We start from the raw sequence: 20823 nt of genomic DNA on the forward strand, positions 1-20823 counted from the left end.
CTCCAGCGGGTCACGACGCGGGCGGCCTTCGCCGCGGCGATGGGGCTCTTCCTCGCGGGCACGACGCTCGCGACGGCGGCCTGGAGCTTCCCGGTCCTCCTGGTGGCGCGTGTCATCCAGGCCAGCGGCACCGCCGTGATGATGCCGTTGCTCATGACGACCGTCGCGGTGGAGCACCGGGGCAAGGTGATGGGCAACGTCACGCTGGCGATGGCCGTCGCCCCTGCGCTCGGCCCGGCCGTGTCGGGGCTGATCCTCCAGCTCGGCTCTTGGCGGTTGATCTTCGCGGTGACGCTGCCGATCGCCCTGGGGATGCTCGCCATCGGCCTCAAGCAGCTCGTCAACGTCGGCGTGCCCCGGCCCGGCGGTATCGACGTCGGCTCGATCGTCCTCTCTGCGCTCGGTTTCGGCGCGTTCGTCTACGGCCTCAGCCAGATCGGGGCGAGCGGCGGCGACGCCGGCATCGTCCCGCCGGGGGTGGCCATCGGCAGCGGTGCCGTCCTCATCGCCCTCTTCGCGCTGCGGCAGATCCAGCTGCAGCACGGCGGCATACCACTGCTCGACCTGCGCACCCTGCGGCACCGCACCTTCGTCGTCTCGCTGAGCGTCATGTGCGTCGCCTTCATGGCGATGATGGGCGCGATGATCACGCTCCCGCTCTACCTCCAGAACGTCCACGGCTACAGCGTCCTCACCACCGGGCTGATGATGATGCCGGGTGGGCTGGCCATGGGTCTGCTCGGTCCGACGGTCGGCTCGCTCTTCGACCGTTACGGTGCGCGCCCGCTCGTGGTGCCCGGGGCCGTCGTGCTCCTCGCCGTGATGGGGGGTCTGTCGCAGATCACCGCGACGACACCGCCCTGGTGGGTCGTCACCCTTCACGTCGCGCTGAGCCTCGGCCTCGCGTTCCTCTTCACCCCACTGTTCACGGTCGGTCTCTCCGACCTGCCGCCGCACCTCTACGCGCACGGCAGTGCGGTCCTCGGCACACTGCAGCAGGTCGCCGCGGCAACCGGCACAGCCGTCGTCATCACCATCCTGTCGACCCGGGCCGCGTCGCTGTCCGCCGCCGGGAGTGACGCCGTCTCGGCGTTGAGCGGCGGCATCCGGTGGGGCTTCGGCTTCGGCGCGATCATCTGCGTGCTGCTCGTGGTCCTCGCCTCCTTCGTCCCCGGCCGACCCGTGCCGGGCCCCCGAGACGCCGCTACCCACTGACGGGTGGGCCTGTGCGGGGAGCCCAGCGTGCGTGGGTATCGTCGCCGCCATGTCGACCCCCCCGCTGCCCGACCGGCTCGTCCGCACGCTGGAGCTGAAAACCGCCCAGGCACAACGCGACTGGCACTCCCCGGGGGTGTCGGTCGGCGTCGTGCGCGACGGCTCGCTGGTCTGGTCGCACCACGTCGGGTCGGCCCGGCTGAGCCCGCCCAAGCCCGCGAGCGACGACACGCAGTTCCTCATCGGGTCGGTCACCAAGACCTTCACCGCGGTGCTCGTCATGCAGCTGCGCGACGAGGGCAAGCTGGTGCTCGAGGCGCCGCTGGGCAGCTGGTTCCCCGACTCCCGGCACGCGGCTGTGACCATCCGCCAGCTGCTTGCGCACTCCTCGGGGCTGCAGCGCGAACCCGTCGGACACCTCTGGGAGAGCCTGGAGTCGCCGGACCGCGACCAGCTCATCGGCGGGCTGGAGAAGGCGGAGCGGGTGCTGCCACCCCACTTCGCCTTCCACTACTCCAACCTCGCCTACGCCCTCCTCGGCCAGGTCGTCGAGAGGCTCGACGGTGGCAGCTGGGAGAGGTCGCTGTCCAGGCGGATCCTGCGCCCCCTCGGGATGTCGCACACCGCCCTCAAGCCCGGCCGTGACCACGCCATCGGCTACCAGGTCGACCCGTTCTCCGGACGAGCCACGGAGGAGAAGCCCTTCGACCTCAAGGCGATGGCACCGCTCGGCGGCCTCTGGTCGACCGTCGCCGATCTGGCCCGGTATGCCGCCTTCATCGCCGACCCCGACCCCGAGGTGCTGGCCGCGGAGTCGGTGGAGGAGATGTGCCGGCCGATCATCATGGTCGACCCCGAGGGCTGGGCCTCGGGATACGGTCTCGGCTTCGGCATGATCCGCCGCAAGGACCGGGTCCTCGTCGGGCACGGCGGCGCGATGCCGGGGTTCCTCACCGGGCTGCAGGTCCGCCGGTCCGACAAGGTGGGCGCCGTGGTCTCGGCCAACTGCGGGTCCAAGGCCGAGACCTCGGTCCTCGCTGCCGACCTCGTGGAGGCGGTGCTCGACGAGCTGCCGACGACCGCCGCGCCCTGGGTGCCCGAGGCTGCCCACGACGACCTGCAGGCGATCCTCGGTCCGTGGTGGAGCGAGGGGGAGGAGCTGCGCCTCGAGGTCCGGGCCGGAGAGCTGTGGATGTCGGTGCCCGGCAACGGCCGGCTCGGCGAGACCCGTCTCGCCCGCGAGACCGCCCGGACGTTCCGTGCGGTCGAGGGCCGCGAGCGCGGCGAGATCCTCGAGGTCGTCACCGGCAAGCGGGGCGCCGTGGAGAAGCTCTACTTCGCGACCTACGCGCTGACCCGCACCCCGCTGGCCTTCGCGCAGCTCAAGGGCTGACCCCCCGGCCCGTACCGCAGCGCCCACCCCTTCAGGGATTGGGGTGATCACGCGTCATCGATGACGCGTTCTCACCCCGATCCGGGGAGGCCGGCTCAGGAGGGGAAGGCGCCGCGCTTGACCTGGGGCTTGGGCATCCGGGTGGGGCGCAGCTGGAAGGTGCGCATCACGGCATACGTCGCGGCACCCCGGGGCACCGTGCCGAGCCCGAACTTCTCGATCAGGGCCTTCTTGATCTTGCGCCACATGATCAGCGCGTCCACGACCGCGACGATGAGCAGCCCGTAGACGAGGATGAACACCCCGAACTTCGCGGCCACGGCGGGCACGAGCGAGAGCAGCAGCACGATGAGCATGAAGGGGAGCATCACCTCGCCGACGCTCCAGCGGGCGTCGACGTAGTCGCGGATGTAACGCCGCTCCGGCCCCTTGTCGCGCAACGGCAGACCCGACTCGTCGCCGGTCTGCATGGCCACGCGCTGCTTGGCCATCGCCTCGCGCCGCTTGACCCGGTCCGTGTTCTTGGCCACCTTGCGGTCGGTGACGACGAGGGGCCGCTTGTTGGCCGCCTCCTGGTCACGCCGCTTGGGCGTGGGCCGGTTCTTGGCCCCCGGGCGCGCGCCCTGCGCAGCCGTGGAGGCCCGCTCGTCCTTGAGGCTCTTCTTCTTGATCCCGAACACCGCCTCAGGGTATGCCGTCCGCGCACCTTCCCCTCAATCCCCGGGGCAGGGCCGCGTCGAATAGAGTCACCGCCGTGCCCGACGACGTCCTCACCCCCGACCAGATCACCGCGCTCAAGGACCGGGTCACCGCCCTGATGCCGCAGGTGCGAGCCGACCTCGAGGCCCTCGTGCGGGTGCCGAGCGTCTCGCTCGACTCCTTCGACCAGCAGCACGTCGAGGACAGCGCCGACGCCGTCGCCGCGCTGCTCCTGGCTGAGGGACTCGACGTCGAGATCATCCGCGAGGGCGGCCGACCCGCGGTCATCGGACACCTCGACGGACCCGAGGGCGCTCCGACGATCACCCTCTACGCCCACCACGACGTGCAGCCGCCCGGCCACGAGGCCGACTGGGACTCACCGCCGTTCGAGCCCACCGAGCGGGAAGGCCGGCTCTTCGGCCGCGGTGCCGCCGACGACAAGGCCGGCGTCATGGCCCATCTCGCCGCGCTCCGTGCCCATCAGGGGCAGCTGCCGGTCGGCGTGACGATCTTCGTCGAGGGAGAGGAGGAGATCGGCAGCGACTCACTGCTCACCATCCTCGACCGGCACGGTGAGCGGCTGCGGGCCGACGCGATCGTGCTCGCCGACTCCGGCAACTGGGACATCGGCGAGCCCGCGCTCACGACGACCCTGCGGGGCATGATCCGGGTGATCGTCACGGTGACGACCCTCGACCACGGCGTCCACTCGGGCATGTTCGGGGGCGCGGTCCCCGACGCCATCACCTCCCTGATCCGGCTGCTCGCCACCCTCCACGACGAGCGGGGCAATGTCGCCGTGGGCGGGCTCAAGGAGGGCGTCGCCTCCGACCTCGACTACTCCGAGGCGCGGCTACGGCTCGAGTCGGGCCTGCTCGACGGCGTAGAGGTCATCGGGAGCGGGTCGCTGCTCTCCCGGCTGTGGGCCAAGCCGTCCATCACCACGATCGGTGTCAACGCCCCGACCGTGGAGCAGGCGAGCAACACCCTCGTCCCCCGGGCGTCGGCCAAGGTCTCGATGCGGATCGCGCCCGACGAGGACCCCCGTGAGGCGTACGCGCTCCTCTCCCAACACCTCGAGGCCCACGTGCCGTGGGGTGCGCAGCTCGACATCCACCTCGACGACGAGGGACCAGGGTTCTCGGCCGACGCCGACGGGCCCGTCTACGACCAGGCCCGCGCGGCCTTCACGGACGCCTGGGGCGTCGCACCGGTGGACATCGGCGTCGGTGGCTCGATCCCGTTCGTGGCGCACTTCGCGCGCGTGTTCCCCGAGGCGGCCATCCTCGTGACCGGGGTGGAGGACCCCGACGCCCGCGCCCACGGCGCCAACGAGTCGCTCCACCTCGGCGAGTTCGAGCGGGTCTGCCAGGCCGAGGCGCTGCTGCTCGCGCGCCTGGGGGCAATGCCGCGCGAGAAACCTCGGGTGGGGGGCGGAAGATAGGTTGCTCCCATGGCTGACACGAGCGAGGCAGCACCCCGCGAGCACGACATCGTCGTGTACGGCGCGACGGGGTTCGTCGGGCGACTGCTCGCGGACTACCTCGCGAGGCACGCGCCCGAGGGCACCCGCATCGCACTCGCGGGCCGGTCGCGAAAGCGGCTGGCTCAGGTGCAGGCAGAGCTGCCGGCAGCGGCTGCGGCCTGGCCGCTCATCGTCGCCGATGCCGCTGATACCACAGGGCTTTCGGCCCTGGCGCGGTCGACTCGCGTCATCGTGACGACCGTCGGCCCGTATGCGCGCTATGGGCTGCCGCTCGGCACAGCCTGCGCCGAGGCGGGCACGCACTACGCCGACCTCACGGGCGAGGTCCTCTTCGTGCGCGACCTCGCCGACGCCTGCCACGAGACCGCCGTGCGCACCGGGGCCCGGATCGTGACCTCCTGCGGGTTCGACTCCGTCCCGTCCGACCTCGGGGTGCTGATGCTCCACGAGCGGGCGCAGGCCGACGGCGCGGGAGGCCTCGGGGACACGACCCTGCTCGTGACCCGGATGCGCGGCGGCTTCAGCGGCGGCACGATCGACTCGATGCGCTCCCAGCTCGAGGCCGTCGCCACGGACCCGTCCCGGCGCAAGGTCGTCTTCGATCCCTACGGGCTGAGCCCCGACCGCGCGGCCGAGCCGGGCGGCACGGGGGGCGGCAAGGGCGAGCGGGACATCGTGCAGCCCTACCGCGACGGCGCCACCGGGCAGTGGACGGCGCCCTTCGTGATGGCCGCCTTCAACACCCGGATCGTCCGCCGCAGCAACGCCCTGCTCGGCCACGCCTACGGCTCGGCCTTCCGCTACCGCGAGGCGATGGGCTTCGGCACCGACCTCAGGGCCCGCGCGACGGCGCTCGGGCTGACGGCCGGACTCGGCCTCGGCATGGCGGCGATGTCCAACCCGCTCACCCGGCCGATCGCCGACCGTTTTCTCCCGGCCCCCGGCGAGGGCCCGGACGAGGAGGCCCGGACCAACGGGCGGTTCCGCATGGAGCTGCGGACCACGACCGGCTCGGGCGCCCGCTACGTCGCGGTCGTCGCGGCGAAGGGCGACCCCGGATATGCCGCGACCGCCGTCATGCTCGGCGAGTCGGCGCTCTGCCTCGCCCTCGACCCGCTCACCTCGGGCGGGGGAGTGCTGACCCCGGCCGTGGCCATGGGCGCGGCGCTCGTGGACCGGCTCCGCGCCCAGGACTTCACGATGACGGTCGAGCGGGAGTAGCCGAGGGCGCCTCGCCCCGTCGCCGCTCGTTCGCCGTCCACCGGTCCAGGGCCGCGACCGTGAACAGGTGGGGCGCGGTGATGGCGACGAGCACCGCAAGGGCACCCGCGATCACCGGCCGGGAGTGGTCGGCCCAGATGACGCTCATCGCGGCCACGACTGTCAGTGTCGGCAGCGCGGAGTGCAGGACGTAACGGCGCCAGGCTGCGGACCGCGACAGCATCGTGCCGCCGGGGCCGGGTAGCGCGAGCAACCGGCCGGTATGCCGGATCGCGTGCCAGCCGCCGAAATAGACGGCGAAGGCGGCGAGTGGGGGGACGACGATGAAGACCGTCACGATCAGTACGATCTGGGCGGCCTCCTCCCAGCGGCGCCGCCTCAGCGCCGCGAGCGCGAGTCCGGCGTTGAGGACGAGCACGCCGACGGCCAGCACGTTCTCCAGCCGCGTCAGCTGGTCCCCGGCATACAGGGGTCCGAGGCGGCCCAGGACCTGCGTGACCTGCACGTGCCACAGGCTGAGCGGCAGCACGATGACGGCGCCGCCGTGCGCGACCGCGCGCAGGAGGTCCAGGCGCCGGGTTGCAGGAAGTCTGCCGGCCAAGCCCCTGACCTCGTTCTCGGCCAAGCCCCTGAACTCGTTCTCGGCCAGGCCCCTGAACTCGTTCTCGGCCAGGCCGAAGTGCACAGCTGACGCGATCAGGAACGCCGTGACGGCCAGATCGGGGGCCAGCACCAGGGCTGCCGCCGCGAGGGCGGCGACGCCGAGGTACTGGCCGAGGACCAGCGCCATGCTGCGCGGCCCCGGCCGGGTGCCGCTCGTCCAGAACGGCACCATGTGGTCGACCGCGCCGTGCGGGACCCCGATCAGGATCCCGACCACGGCGAGACCGACCGTGTATCGCTGCAACAGGTCAGGTATCAGCACCTGTGCGGCAAGGACCCCGATCAGGGCGCTGACCCCCACGATCGAGAACCCGCGCACCGACTCCCGGTCCGCCGCAGCGGCGGGACCCGCAGTGTCTCCCCGACCTGAAGTGCTCAGGCCTCCGGCGACTGCGGAGATGGGGAGACCTGCGGGCAGAGTCATCAGACTCAGGCTGCGTTGGCGAGGTCGACCGTCTTCGAGGCGCTCGGTTCGATCTCCTCGTCGAAGGCCGGGTCCTCCAGTCGGCTCTTGGTCCGGGCGATGGCGTAGATGCCCAGGCCGTAGGCCGCCTTGGCCAGGATGTCGGCGATGGAGTATCCGCCCTGACGCAGCACGAAGCCGCCCTCGCCGCCGAAGAAGTCGCCGCCGAACAGCGGGAACGCATAGGCGATGGGGTAGACGCTCCACAGGACGACCAGCGATACCCGCAGCCGCTTGATGGCGGGCTGCACCTCGACCGGCTGGCGGACCAGCGACTTGGACAGCTCGACGAACAGGACGTAGATCAGGTAGAAGAACGGGATCAGCGACAGGACGCCGTAGATGATGCGGGTGCTGTTGGTGGTGGCGATCTCGCCGGGGTAGCCCAGGGCGATCATGAGCGCGGACGCCGGCACCAGCTTCATCAGGAGCCCGCGCGACTCGGCCCGCTTCAGGGCCATCACCGCGACGGTCTCGACGAGCAGCAGCGGGACGGTGAGCAGCCAGTCGACGTAGCGGTAGGCCTCGTTGAACTCGACGCTGGACAGCACGTGGGCTGCGCTCACCGACGTGCCCGGCGGGTAGCTCTCCTTGAAGTTGTCGAAGATCCGGAAGTAGTGGTAGGCGGCGATGCCGCATACGGTCGCCGAGACGACGAGAGCGTTGCGGTAGCGCGGCGCCACCCGTCCCTGCGACAGCAGCAGGAACAGCGCCGTGAAGACCATGCTGGCGATCACGAGCGAAAACAGGTTGTAGACGGTGGCGAAATTGCTGGCCGAGAGCGAGCCGATGTTGACGGCGCTTGCCGGTGCCATGACGATCCTTCTTTCCTCTGGTCAGACCCGGATCCCGGGTCGCGCGGCCGCTGCTCTGCGGCCGACGCCATGGTTTAGACCAAAATCTCCGAGAACGCAAGATTGCACAAGTTTGGGGATCACCGGGCCGAGGATCTAAGGGGCGTCACGACGCTCAGCGGGGGGCGGAGCTCAGCAGGTCGACCGCCTCCGCCAGCGTGTGTGCCACCCGGGTCCCGGGTGCGAGATCGACCCCCTCCCACCCCGGCCCACCGACCACCACCAGGAGCGGTGGCCGGGTGGGTGCCAGGTCGAGCCGGTCGGTCTCGTTGAGGAGCTGCCGCCAGAGGAACACCGCCGAGGCCCCGGTGCGGCGGATCGCCGACTCCAGGACCGGCAGCGGAACGCGCGCTCCCAGTGTGCGCACGGGCGTCCGGCGCTCGGCCAGAGCCGCGGCGATCACGTGCAACGGCAGCACGTGCAGGTCCTCCGGCGAGCCCGACAGCAGCACCGGCCGGCCGGGCAGGGGCCGCCGCTGGACCCCGCAGTGCAGTCGCAGCGCGTTGATCGTCGACTCGCTGAGCAGGTGCTCGATGTCGATCCCCTCACCGGTCTGGGCCCAGCGCAGCCCGGCGGCGATCAGCAGCGGGCGCAGCACCTGGTCCCAGGTGGCGATCGCGCCCCGCTCGGCGAGCAGGTCACCGAGGATGCCGTGGAGCGCTTCGGCGTCGAGCCGGCTTGCGGCACGGGCGAGTCCGCGCACCTCCGCCGAGGCCCCGGGCACCGCGAGCACTCGTCCTCCCGGGCCGCCGGGCCTGCGCCGGGGGCCGGCCTCGGGGACGAGGTCCGACCCGGAGTCCGACCCGGAGCCCGGCGTCTGCACGGCTCGCGCCGCCCGGGCCGGGGTGACGCCCCCACCGACGAGCTGTTGCATGCGGAACAGCAGCGCCAGGTCGTCCGAGGTGTAGCGCCGGTGGCCACCGTCGGTGCGCATCGACGGCATCAGCCCGTAGCGGCGACCCCAGCTGCGCAACGTCTCGGGAGCCACGCCGAGCCGGGCGGCCGCCGCACCCACCGACAGAACGGTGTCGGCCGCTACCTCGCCCATCAGCCCCTCATTTCGGTCGTCGAGGCCTCAGACTACCGGGCGCGATTTAACTTGCACAGGTTTGAACGGGAGACGTTCAGGGTATTGCCTGCTCCGTTCAGGGGCGGATGCGCCGTTCGGCGGCGGAAGCGGCAGCAACGGGGCGGTCGTCAGCCCACGCTCAGGACCGGGCAGCTGACGCGGAATGCGCGCCGGTCAGCGCGCGGCCTCGTTCAGAACCGGGCAGCTGACGCGGAATGCGCGCCGGTCAGCGCGCAGACGCGATCAGAACCGGGGCAGGTGACCAGCTCTGCACGCGCCCCGGCTTCGACGACGAACGCCGGTCAGTCCTTCGACGTCCCGCCCGGCAGCGCCAACATCTGCTCGAGCGCGACGCGGGCCCAGCGCGCGACGTCAGGATCGACGACGATCGGGTTGACGACGCGCCCGTCCACGAGCGACTCGAGGACCCACACGAGGTGCGGCAGGTCGATGCGGTTCATCGTCGAGCAGTAGCAGACGTTCTTCTCCAGGAAGGCGATCTTCTGGGCGGGGAACATCGAGCGCAGCCGGCCCACGAGGTTGAGCTCGGTCCCGACCACCCACGAGGTGCCGTCGGGCGCCGCGGCGATGGTCTTGATGATCGCTTCCGTCGAGCCGATCTCGTCGGCGAGCTCGCACACCTCGTACTGGCACTCCGGGTGGACGATGACCCGCACGCCGGGGATCTCCCGCCGCGCGGCCTCGACCGCCTCGGTCGTGAACCGGCCGTGGACCGAGCAGTGCCCGCGCCACAGGATCATCCGGGCGTCGCGCAGCTGCTCCGGGGTGAGGCCGCCGTGCGGCTTGTGGGGGTCGAAGACGACGCAGTCGTCGGGCGACAGCCCGAGGTCGCGGACCGCGGTGTTGCGGCCGAGGTGCTGGTCGGGGAGGAAGAGCACCTTGCCCCCCGCCTCGACGCCCCCGGTCTCGTCGAAGGCCCACTGCAGGGCGGTCTTCGCGTTGGACGACGTGCAGATCGTGCCGCCGTGCCGCCCGGTGAAGCCCTTGATCGCGGCCGAGGAGTTCATGTAGGTCACGGGGATCACCCGGTCGGCGATGCCGGCGTCGACGAGGTCGTCCCAGGCGTCCTCGACCTGGGAGATCGCCGCCATGTCGGCCATCGAGCACCCGGCCGCGAGGTCCGGGAGGATCACCGTCTGGTCGGGGGAGGTGAGGACGTCCGCCGACTCGGCCATGAAGTGCACGCCGCAGAACACGATCCACGGCGCGTCGGGTCGGGCGGCGGCCTGCTGGGCCAGCTTGAAGGAGTCACCCGTCACGTCGGCGAACTCGATGACCTCGTCGCGCTGGTAGTGGTGACCGAGGACGAAGACCCGGTCGCCGAGCGCCGCCTTCGCGGCCCGGGCCCGTGCGACGAGGTCGGGGTCGGACGCCGGCGGCAGGTCGCCGGGACACTCGACGCCTCGCTCCGAGGCGAGGTCACGCCCCTGCCCGAGGACCAGCAGCGGCAGGAGGGAGGGACGGGGGTGCGACTCCGGCAGGGCGGTGGAGGTGCTCACGAATCGATCGTATGCCGCGGCAAACGTCCTCCCGGCCCCAGTCGGACCTGCGACGATGGCTCTGTGCGCGTCGTCATCGCCCCCGACCGGTTCGCCGGCAGCCTCACTGCGGCCGAGGCGGCAGAGGCGATCGCCACGGGCTGGCGGGCCCGCGCCCCCCACGACGACCTCGACCTCGTGCCGCTGTCCGACGGCGGCTCCGGCTTCCTCGACGTCCTCGCGCCGGCGGTCGGGGGCGAGATGCTCGCGGCGACGGTCCGCGACCCCCTCGGCACCCCCGTGCCCGCCACGGTGCTGCTGGCCGACCGCTCGGGCGTGCCCACGGCATACCTCGAGGCGGCGCAGGCCTGCGGGCCCCACCTCGTGCGGACCGACCGGCGCGACCCGACGACCACGACGTCGGCCGGGCTCGGAGACCTTCTCGCGCTGGCGCTCGGGGCAGGCGCCCGGCGCATCGTCGTGGGCGTCGGGGAGGTGGTGACGCACGATGCGGGGGCCGGCCTGCTCGCCGCCCTCGGAGCCGGGCCGGGGCACCGGCTGGCCCGTGGAGGACTGGCGCTGGGCGATCTCACCAGCGACGACCTCGCAGGTCTGGCCGCCACGGTCGACCGCTTCCGCGGCATCGAGCTGCTGCTCGCGACCGCTGACGACCTCCCCCTCCTCGGGCTGCAGGGAGCCAGCGCGGTCGAGGCGCAGGAGCGCGGCGCGACCCCGGAGCAGGCGCAGGAGCTCGAGCGCGCGTTCGGCCACCTCGTCGGGCTCGTCCGGCGGATCCGGCCCGAGCGCACCGACCTGCTCACCGGCGTGGCCCGTCGCCTCGACAAGGAGGCCGGCGCCGGGGCGGCCGGTGGCATCGGGTGGGCGCTGTTCCAGCTCGGTGGTCGCCGCACCAGTGCGGTCCAGGTCGTCGCGGAGGCGGTCGGGCTGCGGGCGCGGCTGGCCGGGGCCGATCTCGTGGTGACGGGGGAGGGCAGCTTCGACTGGCGGAGTCTGCGCGACCGGGTCGTCGCCGCGGTCGCGGAGGCCGCCCTCGACGTCGGCGTGCCCTCGATCGTCCTCGCCGGGGAGATCTCCGTCGGCCGCCGCGAGGCGATGGCGGCAGGACTCTCCGGCACGTATGCCGTGGCCGACCGGCCGGTCGATCTCGCCGCCGTGCTCGCCGACCCCGCCGGGGCACTCTCCGCCCGCGCCGCCCGGGTGGCGGGCACCTGGTCCCCTGCGGGATGACACCGGTCGAAACGCCGTAGTCTGGGGGGAGGCCGGGGAACACATCCCGGGCCGCCGGGGTTGACGCTTCGGCAACTGCCTCACACCCCCTGCAAGTCAAAGGACCATACGGATGAGCGTTCAGGACCAGACCCAGACGGCTGTCCAGGTCACCCCGGAGACCGAGACCCCCGCCCACGGCGTGCTCGTGACTGACGTCGCGGCGGCCAAGGTCAAGAGCCTGCTCGAGCAGGAGGGTCGCGACGACCTCCGGCTGCGCGTGGGCGTGCAGCCCGGTGGCTGCTCCGGCCTGATCTACCAGCTCTACTTCGACGAGCGCACTCTCGACGGTGACCTCGTGCGCGACTACGACGGTGTCGAGGTCGTCGTCGACCGGATGAGCGCCCCCTATCTCGAGGGCGCCTCGATCGACTTCTCCGACACCATCGAGAAGCAGGGCTTCACCATCGACAACCCCAACGCGGGCAGCTCATGCGCCTGTGGTGACAGCTTCAGCTGACGTAACGTCAGGGAAGCAGGCCGACGGGCTCGGGAGGCGACTCCCGGGCCCGTCGGCGCGTCCGAACGGTGCGCGTCGGCATCGTGCAGGTTCGCGCCCGTGTAGGTTCGTCCCCGTGCAGATCGCCGTCACCGGGTCCATCGCGACCGACCACCTCATGACCTTCAAGGGCAAGTTCGCCGATTCACTCGTCGTCGAGCAGCTCCACAAGATCTCCGTGTCGTTCCTCGCGGACGACCTCGAGATCCGCCGGGGAGGCGTCGCGGCCAACATCGCCTTCGGCATCGCGAACCTCGGTGGCAGCCCCGTCCTGGTGGGGTCGGTGGGGGAGGACTTCGCGGACTACCGCTCGTGGCTGGAACGGCACGGCGTCGACTGCGACTCCGTCCATGTGTCGGAGAGCCGCCACACGGCGCGGTTCGTCTGCACCACCGACGACGACATGGCCCAGATCGCGACCTTCTACGCCGGTGCGATGTCCGAGGCCCGGCAGATCGAGCTCAAGCCGATCGCCGACCGGGTCGGCGGGCTCGATCTCGTGCTCGTGGGGGCCAACGACCCCGAGGGGATGATGCGGCACACGCAGGAGTGCCGCACCCGGGGGATCCCCTTCATCGCCGACCCGTCGCAGCAGCTGGCCTTCGCCGACGGCCCCTTCATCCGGGGCCTCATCGACGGCGCCACCTACCTCTTCACCAACGAGTACGAGGCGCACCTCACCGAGCAGAAGACCGGCTGGACCGCGGACGAGATCCTCGAACGGGTGGGCACCCGGGTCGTCACCCGCGGCGCCGACGGCGTGACGATCCACCGCAAGGGCGAGGAGACCATCTCCGTCCCGATCGCCCGCGAGGTGCTCAAGGCCGACCCCACCGGGGTCGGGGACGCGTTCCGGGCCGGTTTCCTCGTCGGGCTCGCCGGGGACCTCGGTCTCGAGCGCTGCGCCCAGCTCGGCTCGATGCTCGCGACCTACGTCATCGAGACGGTCGGCACGCAGGAGTATCACCTCGGCCAGGAGCACTTCCTCGCGCGGCTCACGGCCTCCTACGGTGCGGCCGCCGCGCAGGAGATCGCCCCTGCCGTGGCCTGCCGCCGGCTCTGAGTCTCCACACCGCCGAGTCTCCTCACCCTCGAGTCCATGAACTACTGAGTCCATGAACCGCTGCATCCCTGAACCGCCGCGTCCCCTGAACCGCTGAGCCACTCGCTCGTGCCCATCGTCCCGCAGCCCTCAGGGTTCGTCTTCGACCCCTCCCGGGCAAAGGCGGGGGAGGACCTCATCGGGGTCGGAGCCGACCTCGCCCCGGGGACCCTGCTCACGGCATACGCCACGGGGGTGTTCCCCATGGGTATCGGCCGCCAGGGTCGGCGGCCGATGGGCTGGTGGTCGCCGGACCCGCGCGGGATCCTACGGCTCGACGAGCTCAAGGTGAGTCGCTCGCTACGGAAGTCGTTGCGGCACTTCGAGATCCGGGTCGACACGGCCTTCGAGGACGTCGTGGCCGGGTGCGCCGACCCGAGCCGTGACGGACGGTGGATCACGGACGAGATCGCCTCGGCCTATACCCGGCTGTACGACCTCGGGTGGGCCCACTCGATCGAGGTCCTGCGCGACGACGAGCTCGTCGGGGGGCTCTACGGCATCGCCATCGGCGGACTCTTCGCCGGTGAGTCGATGTTCCACCGGGTGACCGACGCCTCCAAGGCCGCGCTCGTCGGGCTGCACGAGGTGCTCGTCGCCGACCACGACAGCCGACGCTTCGTCGACGTCCAGTGGCGCACCACGCACCTGGCCACCCTCGGGGTCAGCGAGGTGCCGCGCGAGACCTACCTCGCGCTGCTGGCGGAGGCCCTCACCGCGCCGCTGCCGGGTCGGTGGCGCTGACGGGCTGACGCGCACCAGGTATGCCGTGTGGTCACCACCCGCCTCCGTGACGTCGGTGACCTCCGTGACGTCGGTGACCTCCACCAGCTCGTGACCGCGCATCCGGCAGAAGGCCGGGACGTCGCTCCGGGCGGCCGGGTCGGTCGCGAGCAGCCGCATCAGGGACCCGGGGCCGAGCTCGCGGGCGAGTCGGGCGAGCCGGATGACCGGCAGGGGGCAGCGCTGACCGCGGGCGTCGAGGACGACGGGGGCGTCGACCTCGGGGACGTCGGACATGCCTCGATCATCACAGGTCGGCGGGGGTCGGCCGCCGGGACGACTCCTCACGTGCGGAGAAGTCCGCCCCGGCCACGCCTGCGTCCTCGGGATGCGCTCTCACAGCCGGTCCGTCCCCAGCCGGGCACGCACGGCCGCCACCGCATCCGGCAGGGCCGCGCAGAACGCGTCGACGCCGGCGGCCCGATCGGGGTCGGTCGCGGCGAGCGGAAGGGTGACCCGGACGTTGCCGTGGGTCAGGACGCCCATCGCCGCGAGCACGTGGCTGGGCGCGAGGGTGCTGGCGGTGCACGCCGAACCGGACGCGACCGCGAAGCCCCGCCGGTCGAGCTCGTCGACGATCGCCTCGCCATCGACGAACAGGCAGGAGAAGGTCGTCACGTGGGCGACCCGCTCCACGGGGTCGCCGACGACCTCGGTGTCGGGGATCGCCCCGGCCGCGGCCCGGATCCGGTCGACGAGCTCGCGCGCCTCGGCGCTGTCCTCCTCGCGAACCGCCGCCGTCTGCTGCCAGGCCTCCGCCGCGGCCATCGCCAGCGGCACCCAGGGCTCGACGTCGGTGCGGCCCAGCTCCAGCTCGCTCACGGCCCCCGGTAGGCGCCACCGGGTGCGCTCGGGGACGACGAGCAGCCCGACCCCACCCGGCCCGCCCCACGATCGGGCATCGCCCACGAGCACGTCGAAGTCGGCGGGGGCAGGGTCCCGGCCGAGTCCTGCCATCGCGTCCACGAGCAGCGGTATGCCGCGTCGGGCCGCAGCCTCCCGGGCGGAGGCGAGCGGCTGCCGGGTGCCGATCTCGCCGTTGACGGACTGGAGGGCCGCGACGACGGTGCCGGGTCGTCCGAGGGCCACCTCCCACGCGGCGAGGTCGATCCGTCCGAAACCGTCGACGCCCACCTCCTCGAAGAGCGTGGGGTCCTCGGCCATGGCCGCACGGTGCCGCCCAGGCACCAGGAGGGAGGAGTGCTCCACCGCGCCGGCGACCACCCGCGCGCCGCGTCTCCGCGCGGCATACAGCAGGCCCGAAACGCCGTGGGTGAGGCCCGTGGGGCCGCTGGGCAGGAAGCTCACCTCCGGGGGGCGCACGCCGAGCCCCGCGGCCAGCACCTCGCGGGCCTGGTCGAGGAGCCGCCGGGCCTGCCGGCCCTCACGGTGCAGCCGCCGCGGGTCGGCCCAGCCGGCGTCCAACGCAGCCAGCAGGGTGTCCCGCGCCGCGGGGTGCAGCGGGCCTGGCGAGGCGTCGAGCAGGACTCTGCGAGAGGGTTGGAGGGAGATGTGCGCCACGGTGGCACGCTAGCCCCAACCCTCCAGTGTGGAGCGGCCCCGTGGGCGGTATCGTGAATGAGTCAGACCAGGATGACTTGGAAGGTGCCCCTGTTGCGCAAGCACGACACATCTGTCCGCCGACGGCGTGGATGGACCATTTTGGGCGTCATGGTCGCCTGCTCGCTGTTCCTCAGTGGATGTGCCGGCAACGGCACTGCCTCGAGTGGCTGGCTGCCCCAGGGCGCCAACGGCGGTCAGGTCACCAACAACACCGGACGCGTCACCTCCCTCTGGATCGGCACCTGGATCGCGGCCCTCTCCGTCGGCCTCATCGTGTGGGGCCTCACCATCTGGGTGATGGTGAGGTTCCGGCGCAAGAAGGACGACGTCGGGCTGCCGCCGCAGCTGCGCTACAACGTGCCGATCGAGATGCTCTACACCATCGTGCCCGTGTTCATGGTCGCCGTGCTCTTCTACTACACCGCCCGTGACGAGTCGGCCCTGCTGGACAACTCAGCCACCCCGGACGTCACGGTCAACGTCGTGGCCAAGCAGTGGAGCTGGGACTTCAACTACGTCACGGCCAATACCTACTCGTCGGGCGTCCATACCGAGCTCGACCCGAAGACCGGCAACCCGCTCAACGCGATGCCAGTCCTCTACCTGCCGGAGGGCAAGCGCGTCCAGTTCGTCCTCAACGCGCGTGATGTCATCCACTCGTTCTGGGTGCCTGCCTTCTTGCAGAAGCTCGACATGATCCCGGGCCGGACCAACAAGTTCCAGGTCGTCCCGATGGAGCAGGGCACCTACCAGGGCAAGTGCGCGGAGCTCTGCGGGGCCTACCACTCGCAGATGCTCTTCACGGTCAAGGTCGTCTCCCCTGCGGAGTACGAGAACCAGATGCAGTTTCTGCGCACCCTCGGTCAGACGGGGCAGTTGCCCAACACCCTCAACCGTTCGCCGCTGCTGCCCGCGGACCTCTCCAGCGTTCCGACCCCCGGGAGCAACTGATGGCGACCACGATCCCCACCGTCGAGTACCGGACCAGTGAGCGGGTCGCGGCGCGCCCGCGCCTGCTGCCGGGCCAGACCGTCGTCAAGTGGATCACCACCACCGACCACAAGATCATCGGCAACCTCTACTTCATCGCGGCGTTCACCTGGTTCCTCATCGGCGGCATCATGGCGCTGCTCATCCGGTCCGAGCTCGCCGCTCCGGGCCTGCAGATCGTCGACAGCCCCGAGCAGTACAACCAGCTGTTCACGATGCACGGCACGATCATGCTGCTGCTGTTCGCCACGCCGCTGTTCGCCGGCTTCGCCAACGCACTCATGCCGCTGCAGATCGGGGCACCCGACGTGGCGTTCCCGCGGCTGAACATGTTCGCCTTCTGGCTCTACCTCTTCGGCGGGATCATCGCGGCAGCCGGGTTCCTCACCCCGCAGGGCGCGGCGTCGTTCGGCTGGTTCGCGTATGCGCCGCTGTCCAACAGCACATACAGCCCCGGCGTCGGTGGTGACCTCTGGGTCTTCGGCCTGGCGCTGAGCGGGTTCGGCACCATCCTCGGCGCGGTCAACTTCATCACGACCATCATCTGTATGCGCGCGCCCGGCATGACGATGTTCCGGATGCCGATCTTCACGTGGACGATCCTCATCACCTCGATCCTCGTCCTCATCGCCTTCCCGATCCTGGCGGCCGCCCTGTTCGGGCTCGGTGCCGACAGACGGTTCGGGGCGCACCTGTTCGACGCGGAGAGCGGGGGGGTCCTGCTCTGGCAACACCTCTTCTGGTTCTTCGGCCATCCCGAGGTCTACATCATCGCCCTGCCCTTCTTCGGGATCATCAGCGAAGTCCTGCCGGTCTTCTCGCGCAAGCCGATCTTCGGCTACAAGACGCTCGTCTTCGCGACGATCGCCATCGCCGCCCTCTCGGTCTCCGTGTGGGCCCACCACATGTATGCGACCGGTCAGGTGCTGCTCCCGTTCTTCGCGATCATGACGATGTTGATCGCCGTCCCGACCGGAGTGAAGTTCTTCAACTGGATCGGCACCATGTGGGGCGGGTCGATCACCTTCGACACCCCCATCATCTGGGCCATCGGCTTCATCGTCACCTTCCTCTTCGGCGGCCTGACCGGGGTCATCCTGTCCAGCCCGGCTCTCGACTTCCACCTCTCCGACACCTACTTCGTCGTGGCGCACTTCCACTACACCGTCTTCGGGACCGTGGTGTTCGCGATGTTCTCCGGCTTCTACTTCTGGTGGCCCAAGTTCACCGGCCGGATGCTGGATGAGAAGCTCGGCAAGATCCACTTCTGGATGCTCTTCATCGGGTTCCACACGACCTTCCTCATCCAGCACCTCCTCGGCATCGAGGGTATGACGCGGCGTTACGCCGACTACCTGCCCTCGGAGGGTTTCCAGACGGCCAACGTCATCTCCACGGTGGGGGCCTTCCTGCTCGGTGCCTCGACGCTGCCCTTCCTCTACAACGTCTGGAAGACCTGGCGCTACGCCCCGCTCGTCGAGACCGACGACCCCTGGGGCTACGGTGGCTCGCTCGAGTGGGCCACGTCGTGCCCGCCGCCGCGGCACAACTTCGACAGCATCCCCCGGATCCGCTCGGAGCGTCCGGCCTTCGACCTGCACCACCCCGAGGCCGCGCCTCCGGACGGTCCTCAGCCTGATCCCGGCACCCTCATCAACGTGATGGGTTCGGCGGACCTCGGCGACATGACGAAGCACGGCGATCCGGGTACGGGATCCAGCCGATGAAGGTCGAGACCCGACTCTTCGTGGTCCTAGCGGTCTTCTTCCTTCCGCTCGGCCCGATCCTGTACTACTTCGACAAGGGCTACGACCTCGTCGGTCCGATCGCGCTCTTCCTCTCCTCGCTCCTCGCCGCCCTCATTGCCTTCTACCTCAACGTCACGGGCAAGCAGTACACCAACCGGCCCGAGGACAACCCCGCCGCGCTCATCTCCGAGCAGGAGGGTGACTACGGCTTCTTCACCCCCTACTCCTGGTGGCCGCTCTGGCTCGGTGCGTCGGCAGCCGTCATCTTCGCCGGCCTCGCGGTCGGCTGGTGGCTGTTCATCATCGGCGCCGGCTTCGGTGTCCTGGCCATCGTCGGCTGGACTTTCGAGCACTACAAGGGTGAGTACGCCAACTAGGCGCTTCTCAACGTCAGCGTCTCGACAGCCAAGCGCCTCACCAACAGGCACAAGCGGGTCGGCGCTCCGAACTCATTCGGGGTAGATTCGCCGCGACGGGCTTGTGTCTGTTGGTCGGGCGAGGCGCTACCAGCAGCACTCACCCGCAATGGTCAACTCGTGCTTGGTAGTCGGTGATCTTCTGGTCGATGACCTCCAGGGATCTCTGCCAGGTGCGGATGCGCCCCGGCGCCCTCTAGCGTCTCGGTCCGCGGGAGGGAGTATGTATGCCGTGACGTTCGTCGTAGCGGATCGTGTCGGGTTCGAGGCCGACCCGTGCCCCCACCTCGCCGATCCCCGCAGGGTGGTCCCGCTCGCCGACGGTGTTCATGCTCGTCCGGTGTCGAGCCGGGCGATCGCGTGGTCGGGAAGGGCCTGCGTGACGGCCTGCCACGCCGAGCGGACGTGGTCGGGTCGGGAGACCCCGGCGATGGGCAACACCGGCGTCGGGCGCTGGCTCATCCAGGCGAGTACGACCTGACCTGCGTCCAGGCCGACCCCATCGGCGACCGATCGCAGCGCGGACAGTCGTTCTCCTGATTCTGGGGTGGCGTATTCAACCGGCAGCGGTCGGTCGGTGCGCGTGTAGGCGCCAGAGAGGAGCGGCGAGTACCCGACGAGGGTGACGTCGGCGGACGCAGCGACGCCCTCGGTCGAGGGGTCCAGCACGACCTGCGGGGCGGTGGTCGCCCCGGGCGCGGTTCGGCAGATAGGTGAATCGTTGCTGCAAGGTCCGATACGGATGGCGTGCTGGCACCGACAAAGCGTTCTGCAGGCGCTCGGCGGTCAGGTTGCTGGCGCCGATCTCCCGCACGAGTCCCTCGTCGACGAGCTCACCGAACACACCCAAGGTCTCGTCCAGAGCGACGGTCGGGTCGTCGAGGTGGGCGTAGAGCAGGTCGAGGTGGTCGGTTCGCAGTCGCCGCAGGCTGCCGGTCACCTGGTCACGGACGGGCGCGTGCCGATGACGGTCTCGGACTCGTCGCAGCTCCCGCCGGCCCAGAACGCGTAGTTGTTGGCCGTGTCCCAGACACGTTGCTCCCACATCGGCGGCGACGTCCAGACACTCGAACGCAGCCGCTGCGTCGACGGTCGTCCCGAAAGTGCATCGTCCCCATCGCCACGGCCGGGACCGCCAGGAGCAATTGTCAATACCTGTGGATCAGCTTGTTCATGCGACGTGCTGATCGGAGCCTGACTCCTGGGGTCGTTCGACGAGTTCGCCCTTCTCGATCGTGGCGCCGGCCCGCACGAGGGCGATCAGGTGCGGGGCGTTGACCGCGCCAGCGGGCTTGGGCGGACTCGATGAGCTTGAACGCCGTCGCGATCCCCGCCGCGCGGGACCCAGGGGCACCGTCGAGGAGGTCTCGCTGCGTGGTGACCCGCATCCGCGACTGGACCGGCGTCGTCTAATACGTGCTAGACGGCGAGATCCTGCGCATCGGCAACCGCTCCCAGGGCTGGTCGATGGCGATCGTCGACATCCCCGTCGGCTCGCGCGACCACGTGCCCCGCCATCGAGATCATCAACGCCTCTTTGGCCTTCTTAGTCGACGAGCAGCCATGGGTCGACGACCTCGTCGAGACGCCGTTGGTGGCCGGGGTCGAGCCGGTATTGGGGGGCATCGCGACGATCCGGGTGATCGCCAAGTACGCCCCGGCCCAGAACGTGGGCGTCCATCGCGCAATGCGTGACCGGGTGGGCAAGGGCTTCGAGGCCGGATTCACGGTGCCGGTCCCTATGGTCCTCCGCAAGCCCCCGTCCCGACGCGCCTCGTGGGCCACCGCAGGATCATTGCCCCGATGACGACAGGGGGCTAGGGTCCAGTCACCACCGGCACGGACGGGGTCTGAGGTGACTGGAATGGGT

At 70.6% G+C, this 20823-nt stretch carries 20 protein-coding genes and 2 pseudogenes; 12 read left to right on the top strand and 10 right to left on the bottom strand.

All coding sequences use genetic code 11. The annotated features are described in order from the left end of the window. Together Q0R63_RS10960 and Q0R63_RS10965 are read left to right on the top strand one after the other, a co-directional pair. Positions 1-1215 (top strand): MFS transporter (locus Q0R63_RS10960; protein ID WP_295697173.1); only part of this gene is annotated, 1215 nt, incomplete at its 5' end. Positions 1216-1264: 49 nt separating this feature from the next. After that, positions 1265-2608, top strand: coding sequence for a serine hydrolase domain-containing protein (locus Q0R63_RS10965; protein ID WP_295697174.1), 1344 nt, complete (start codon positions 1265-1267; stop codon positions 2606-2608). A 95-nt stretch (positions 2609-2703) separates the two neighbouring features. Here Q0R63_RS10965 and Q0R63_RS10970 read toward each other — a convergent pair whose 3' ends face one another. Continuing rightward, the gene (locus Q0R63_RS10970; RefSeq protein ID WP_295697176.1) at positions 2704-3288 is read right to left on the bottom strand and encodes a DUF3043 domain-containing protein; all 585 of its coding nucleotides are present in this window, start codon (positions 3286-3288) and stop codon (positions 2704-2706) included. Between the two features lie 74 nt (positions 3289-3362). Between Q0R63_RS10970 and Q0R63_RS10975 the strand changes: the two genes are divergently transcribed. Together Q0R63_RS10975 and Q0R63_RS10980 are read left to right on the top strand one after the other, a co-directional pair. Further along, positions 3363-4754 (top strand): dipeptidase, encoded by a 1392-nt coding sequence (locus tag Q0R63_RS10975; protein ID WP_295697177.1) that lies wholly within the window; start codon positions 3363-3365, stop codon positions 4752-4754. 9 nt (positions 4755-4763) lie between these two features. Continuing rightward, positions 4764-6017 (top strand): saccharopine dehydrogenase NADP-binding domain-containing protein, encoded by a 1254-nt coding sequence (locus tag Q0R63_RS10980; RefSeq protein ID WP_295697179.1) that lies wholly within the window; start codon positions 4764-4766, stop codon positions 6015-6017. Here Q0R63_RS10980 and Q0R63_RS10985 read toward each other — a convergent pair. The 4 genes from Q0R63_RS10985 to nadA all read right to left on the bottom strand — a co-directional run bounded on the left by Q0R63_RS10985 (position 5992) and on the right by nadA (position 10586). Next, positions 5992-7104 carry a Brp/Blh family beta-carotene 15,15'-dioxygenase gene (locus tag Q0R63_RS10985; RefSeq protein WP_295697181.1) on the bottom strand — a complete coding sequence of 371 codons (1113 nt, stop codon included), beginning with the start codon at positions 7102-7104 and terminating at the stop codon, positions 5992-5994. The two genes, Q0R63_RS10980 and Q0R63_RS10985, sit on opposite strands and share 26 nt — an antisense overlap. Positions 7105-7109: 5 nt before the next feature. After that, positions 7110-7958 (bottom strand): bacteriorhodopsin-like, encoded by an 849-nt coding sequence (locus tag Q0R63_RS10990; protein WP_295697183.1) that lies wholly within the window; start codon positions 7956-7958, stop codon positions 7110-7112. 154 nt (positions 7959-8112) lie between these two features. Beyond that, complete coding sequence (locus Q0R63_RS10995) at positions 8113-9045, bottom strand: MerR family transcriptional regulator (protein WP_295697185.1); 933 nt, start codon at positions 9043-9045, stop codon at positions 8113-8115. A gap of 323 nt (positions 9046-9368) precedes the next feature. Continuing rightward, positions 9369-10586, bottom strand: coding sequence for a quinolinate synthase NadA (gene nadA, locus Q0R63_RS11000; protein ID WP_295697186.1), 1218 nt, complete (start codon positions 10584-10586; stop codon positions 9369-9371). A gap of 63 nt (positions 10587-10649) precedes the next feature. Here nadA and Q0R63_RS11005 point away from each other — a divergent pair, with 63 nt between their 5' ends. From Q0R63_RS11005 to aat, 4 genes are all read left to right on the top strand, one after another. Continuing rightward, complete coding sequence (locus Q0R63_RS11005) at positions 10650-11813, top strand: glycerate kinase (RefSeq protein WP_295697188.1); 1164 nt, start codon at positions 10650-10652, stop codon at positions 11811-11813. Positions 11814-11925: 112 nt separating this feature from the next. Then, the gene (gene erpA / locus Q0R63_RS11010; protein ID WP_295697189.1) at positions 11926-12312 is read left to right on the top strand and encodes an iron-sulfur cluster insertion protein ErpA; all 387 of its coding nucleotides are present in this window, start codon (positions 11926-11928) and stop codon (positions 12310-12312) included. 115 nt (positions 12313-12427) lie between these two features. Next, a complete protein-coding gene (locus Q0R63_RS11015; protein ID WP_295697190.1) occupies positions 12428-13414 on the top strand; it encodes a carbohydrate kinase family protein in 987 nt (328 codons plus the stop codon). A 108-nt stretch (positions 13415-13522) separates the two neighbouring features. Then, complete coding sequence (gene aat / locus Q0R63_RS11020; protein WP_295697192.1) at positions 13523-14197, top strand: leucyl/phenylalanyl-tRNA--protein transferase; 675 nt, start codon at positions 13523-13525, stop codon at positions 14195-14197. A 78-nt stretch (positions 14198-14275) separates the two neighbouring features. Here aat and Q0R63_RS11025 read toward each other — a convergent pair. Continuing rightward, positions 14276-14473 (bottom strand): annotated as a pseudogene (locus Q0R63_RS11025) (sulfurtransferase TusA family protein); the annotation flags it as partial. Between the two features lie 99 nt (positions 14474-14572). Next, positions 14573-15757, bottom strand: coding sequence for an aminotransferase class V-fold PLP-dependent enzyme (locus tag Q0R63_RS11030; protein WP_295697194.1), 1185 nt, complete (start codon positions 15755-15757; stop codon positions 14573-14575). A gap of 150 nt (positions 15758-15907) precedes the next feature. Here Q0R63_RS11030 and coxB point away from each other — a divergent pair, with 150 nt between their 5' ends. The 3 genes from coxB to Q0R63_RS11045 are packed head-to-tail and all read left to right on the top strand — an operon-like array spanning position 15908 to position 18914. Then, on the top strand, positions 15908-16750 hold the full coding sequence (gene coxB, locus Q0R63_RS11035; protein WP_295697196.1) for a cytochrome c oxidase subunit II: 843 nt from the start codon (positions 15908-15910) through the stop codon (positions 16748-16750). Further along, positions 16750-18516 carry a cytochrome c oxidase subunit I gene (gene ctaD / locus Q0R63_RS11040; RefSeq protein WP_295697199.1) on the top strand — a complete coding sequence of 589 codons (1767 nt, stop codon included), beginning with the start codon at positions 16750-16752 and terminating at the stop codon, positions 18514-18516. The genes coxB and ctaD overlap by 1 nt, the downstream gene beginning before the upstream one ends. Then, a complete protein-coding gene (locus tag Q0R63_RS11045) occupies positions 18513-18914 on the top strand; it encodes a cytochrome c oxidase subunit 4 (RefSeq protein WP_295697201.1) in 402 nt (133 codons plus the stop codon). The genes ctaD and Q0R63_RS11045 overlap by 4 nt, the downstream gene beginning before the upstream one ends. A 366-nt stretch (positions 18915-19280) precedes the next feature. On the opposite strand, the gene Q0R63_RS11050 is transcribed toward Q0R63_RS11045, so the two are convergent. The 3 genes and pseudogenes from Q0R63_RS11050 to Q0R63_RS11060 form a co-directional block, all read right to left on the bottom strand. Further along, positions 19281-19622 (bottom strand): aldo/keto reductase, encoded by a 342-nt coding sequence (locus tag Q0R63_RS11050; protein WP_295697202.1) that lies wholly within the window; start codon positions 19620-19622, stop codon positions 19281-19283. Then, positions 19510-19998 (bottom strand): aldo/keto reductase, encoded by a 489-nt coding sequence (locus tag Q0R63_RS11055; protein WP_366521108.1) that lies wholly within the window; start codon positions 19996-19998, stop codon positions 19510-19512. The genes Q0R63_RS11050 and Q0R63_RS11055 overlap by 113 nt, the downstream gene beginning before the upstream one ends. A gap of 126 nt (positions 19999-20124) precedes the next feature. After that, positions 20125-20302 (bottom strand): annotated as a pseudogene (locus Q0R63_RS11060) (IS256 family transposase); the annotation flags it as partial. A gap of 188 nt (positions 20303-20490) precedes the next feature. On the opposite strand from Q0R63_RS11060, the gene Q0R63_RS11065 reads away from it, so the two are divergent. Then, on the top strand, positions 20491-20760 hold the full coding sequence (locus Q0R63_RS11065) for a hypothetical protein (RefSeq protein ID WP_295697205.1): 270 nt from the start codon (positions 20491-20493) through the stop codon (positions 20758-20760). Positions 20761-20823 lie beyond the last annotated feature (63 nt).

Origin of the sequence: Lapillicoccus sp. (genome assembly GCF_025353065.1) — a bacterium.
Classification (GTDB): domain Bacteria; phylum Actinomycetota; class Actinomycetes; order Actinomycetales; family Dermatophilaceae; genus Lapillicoccus.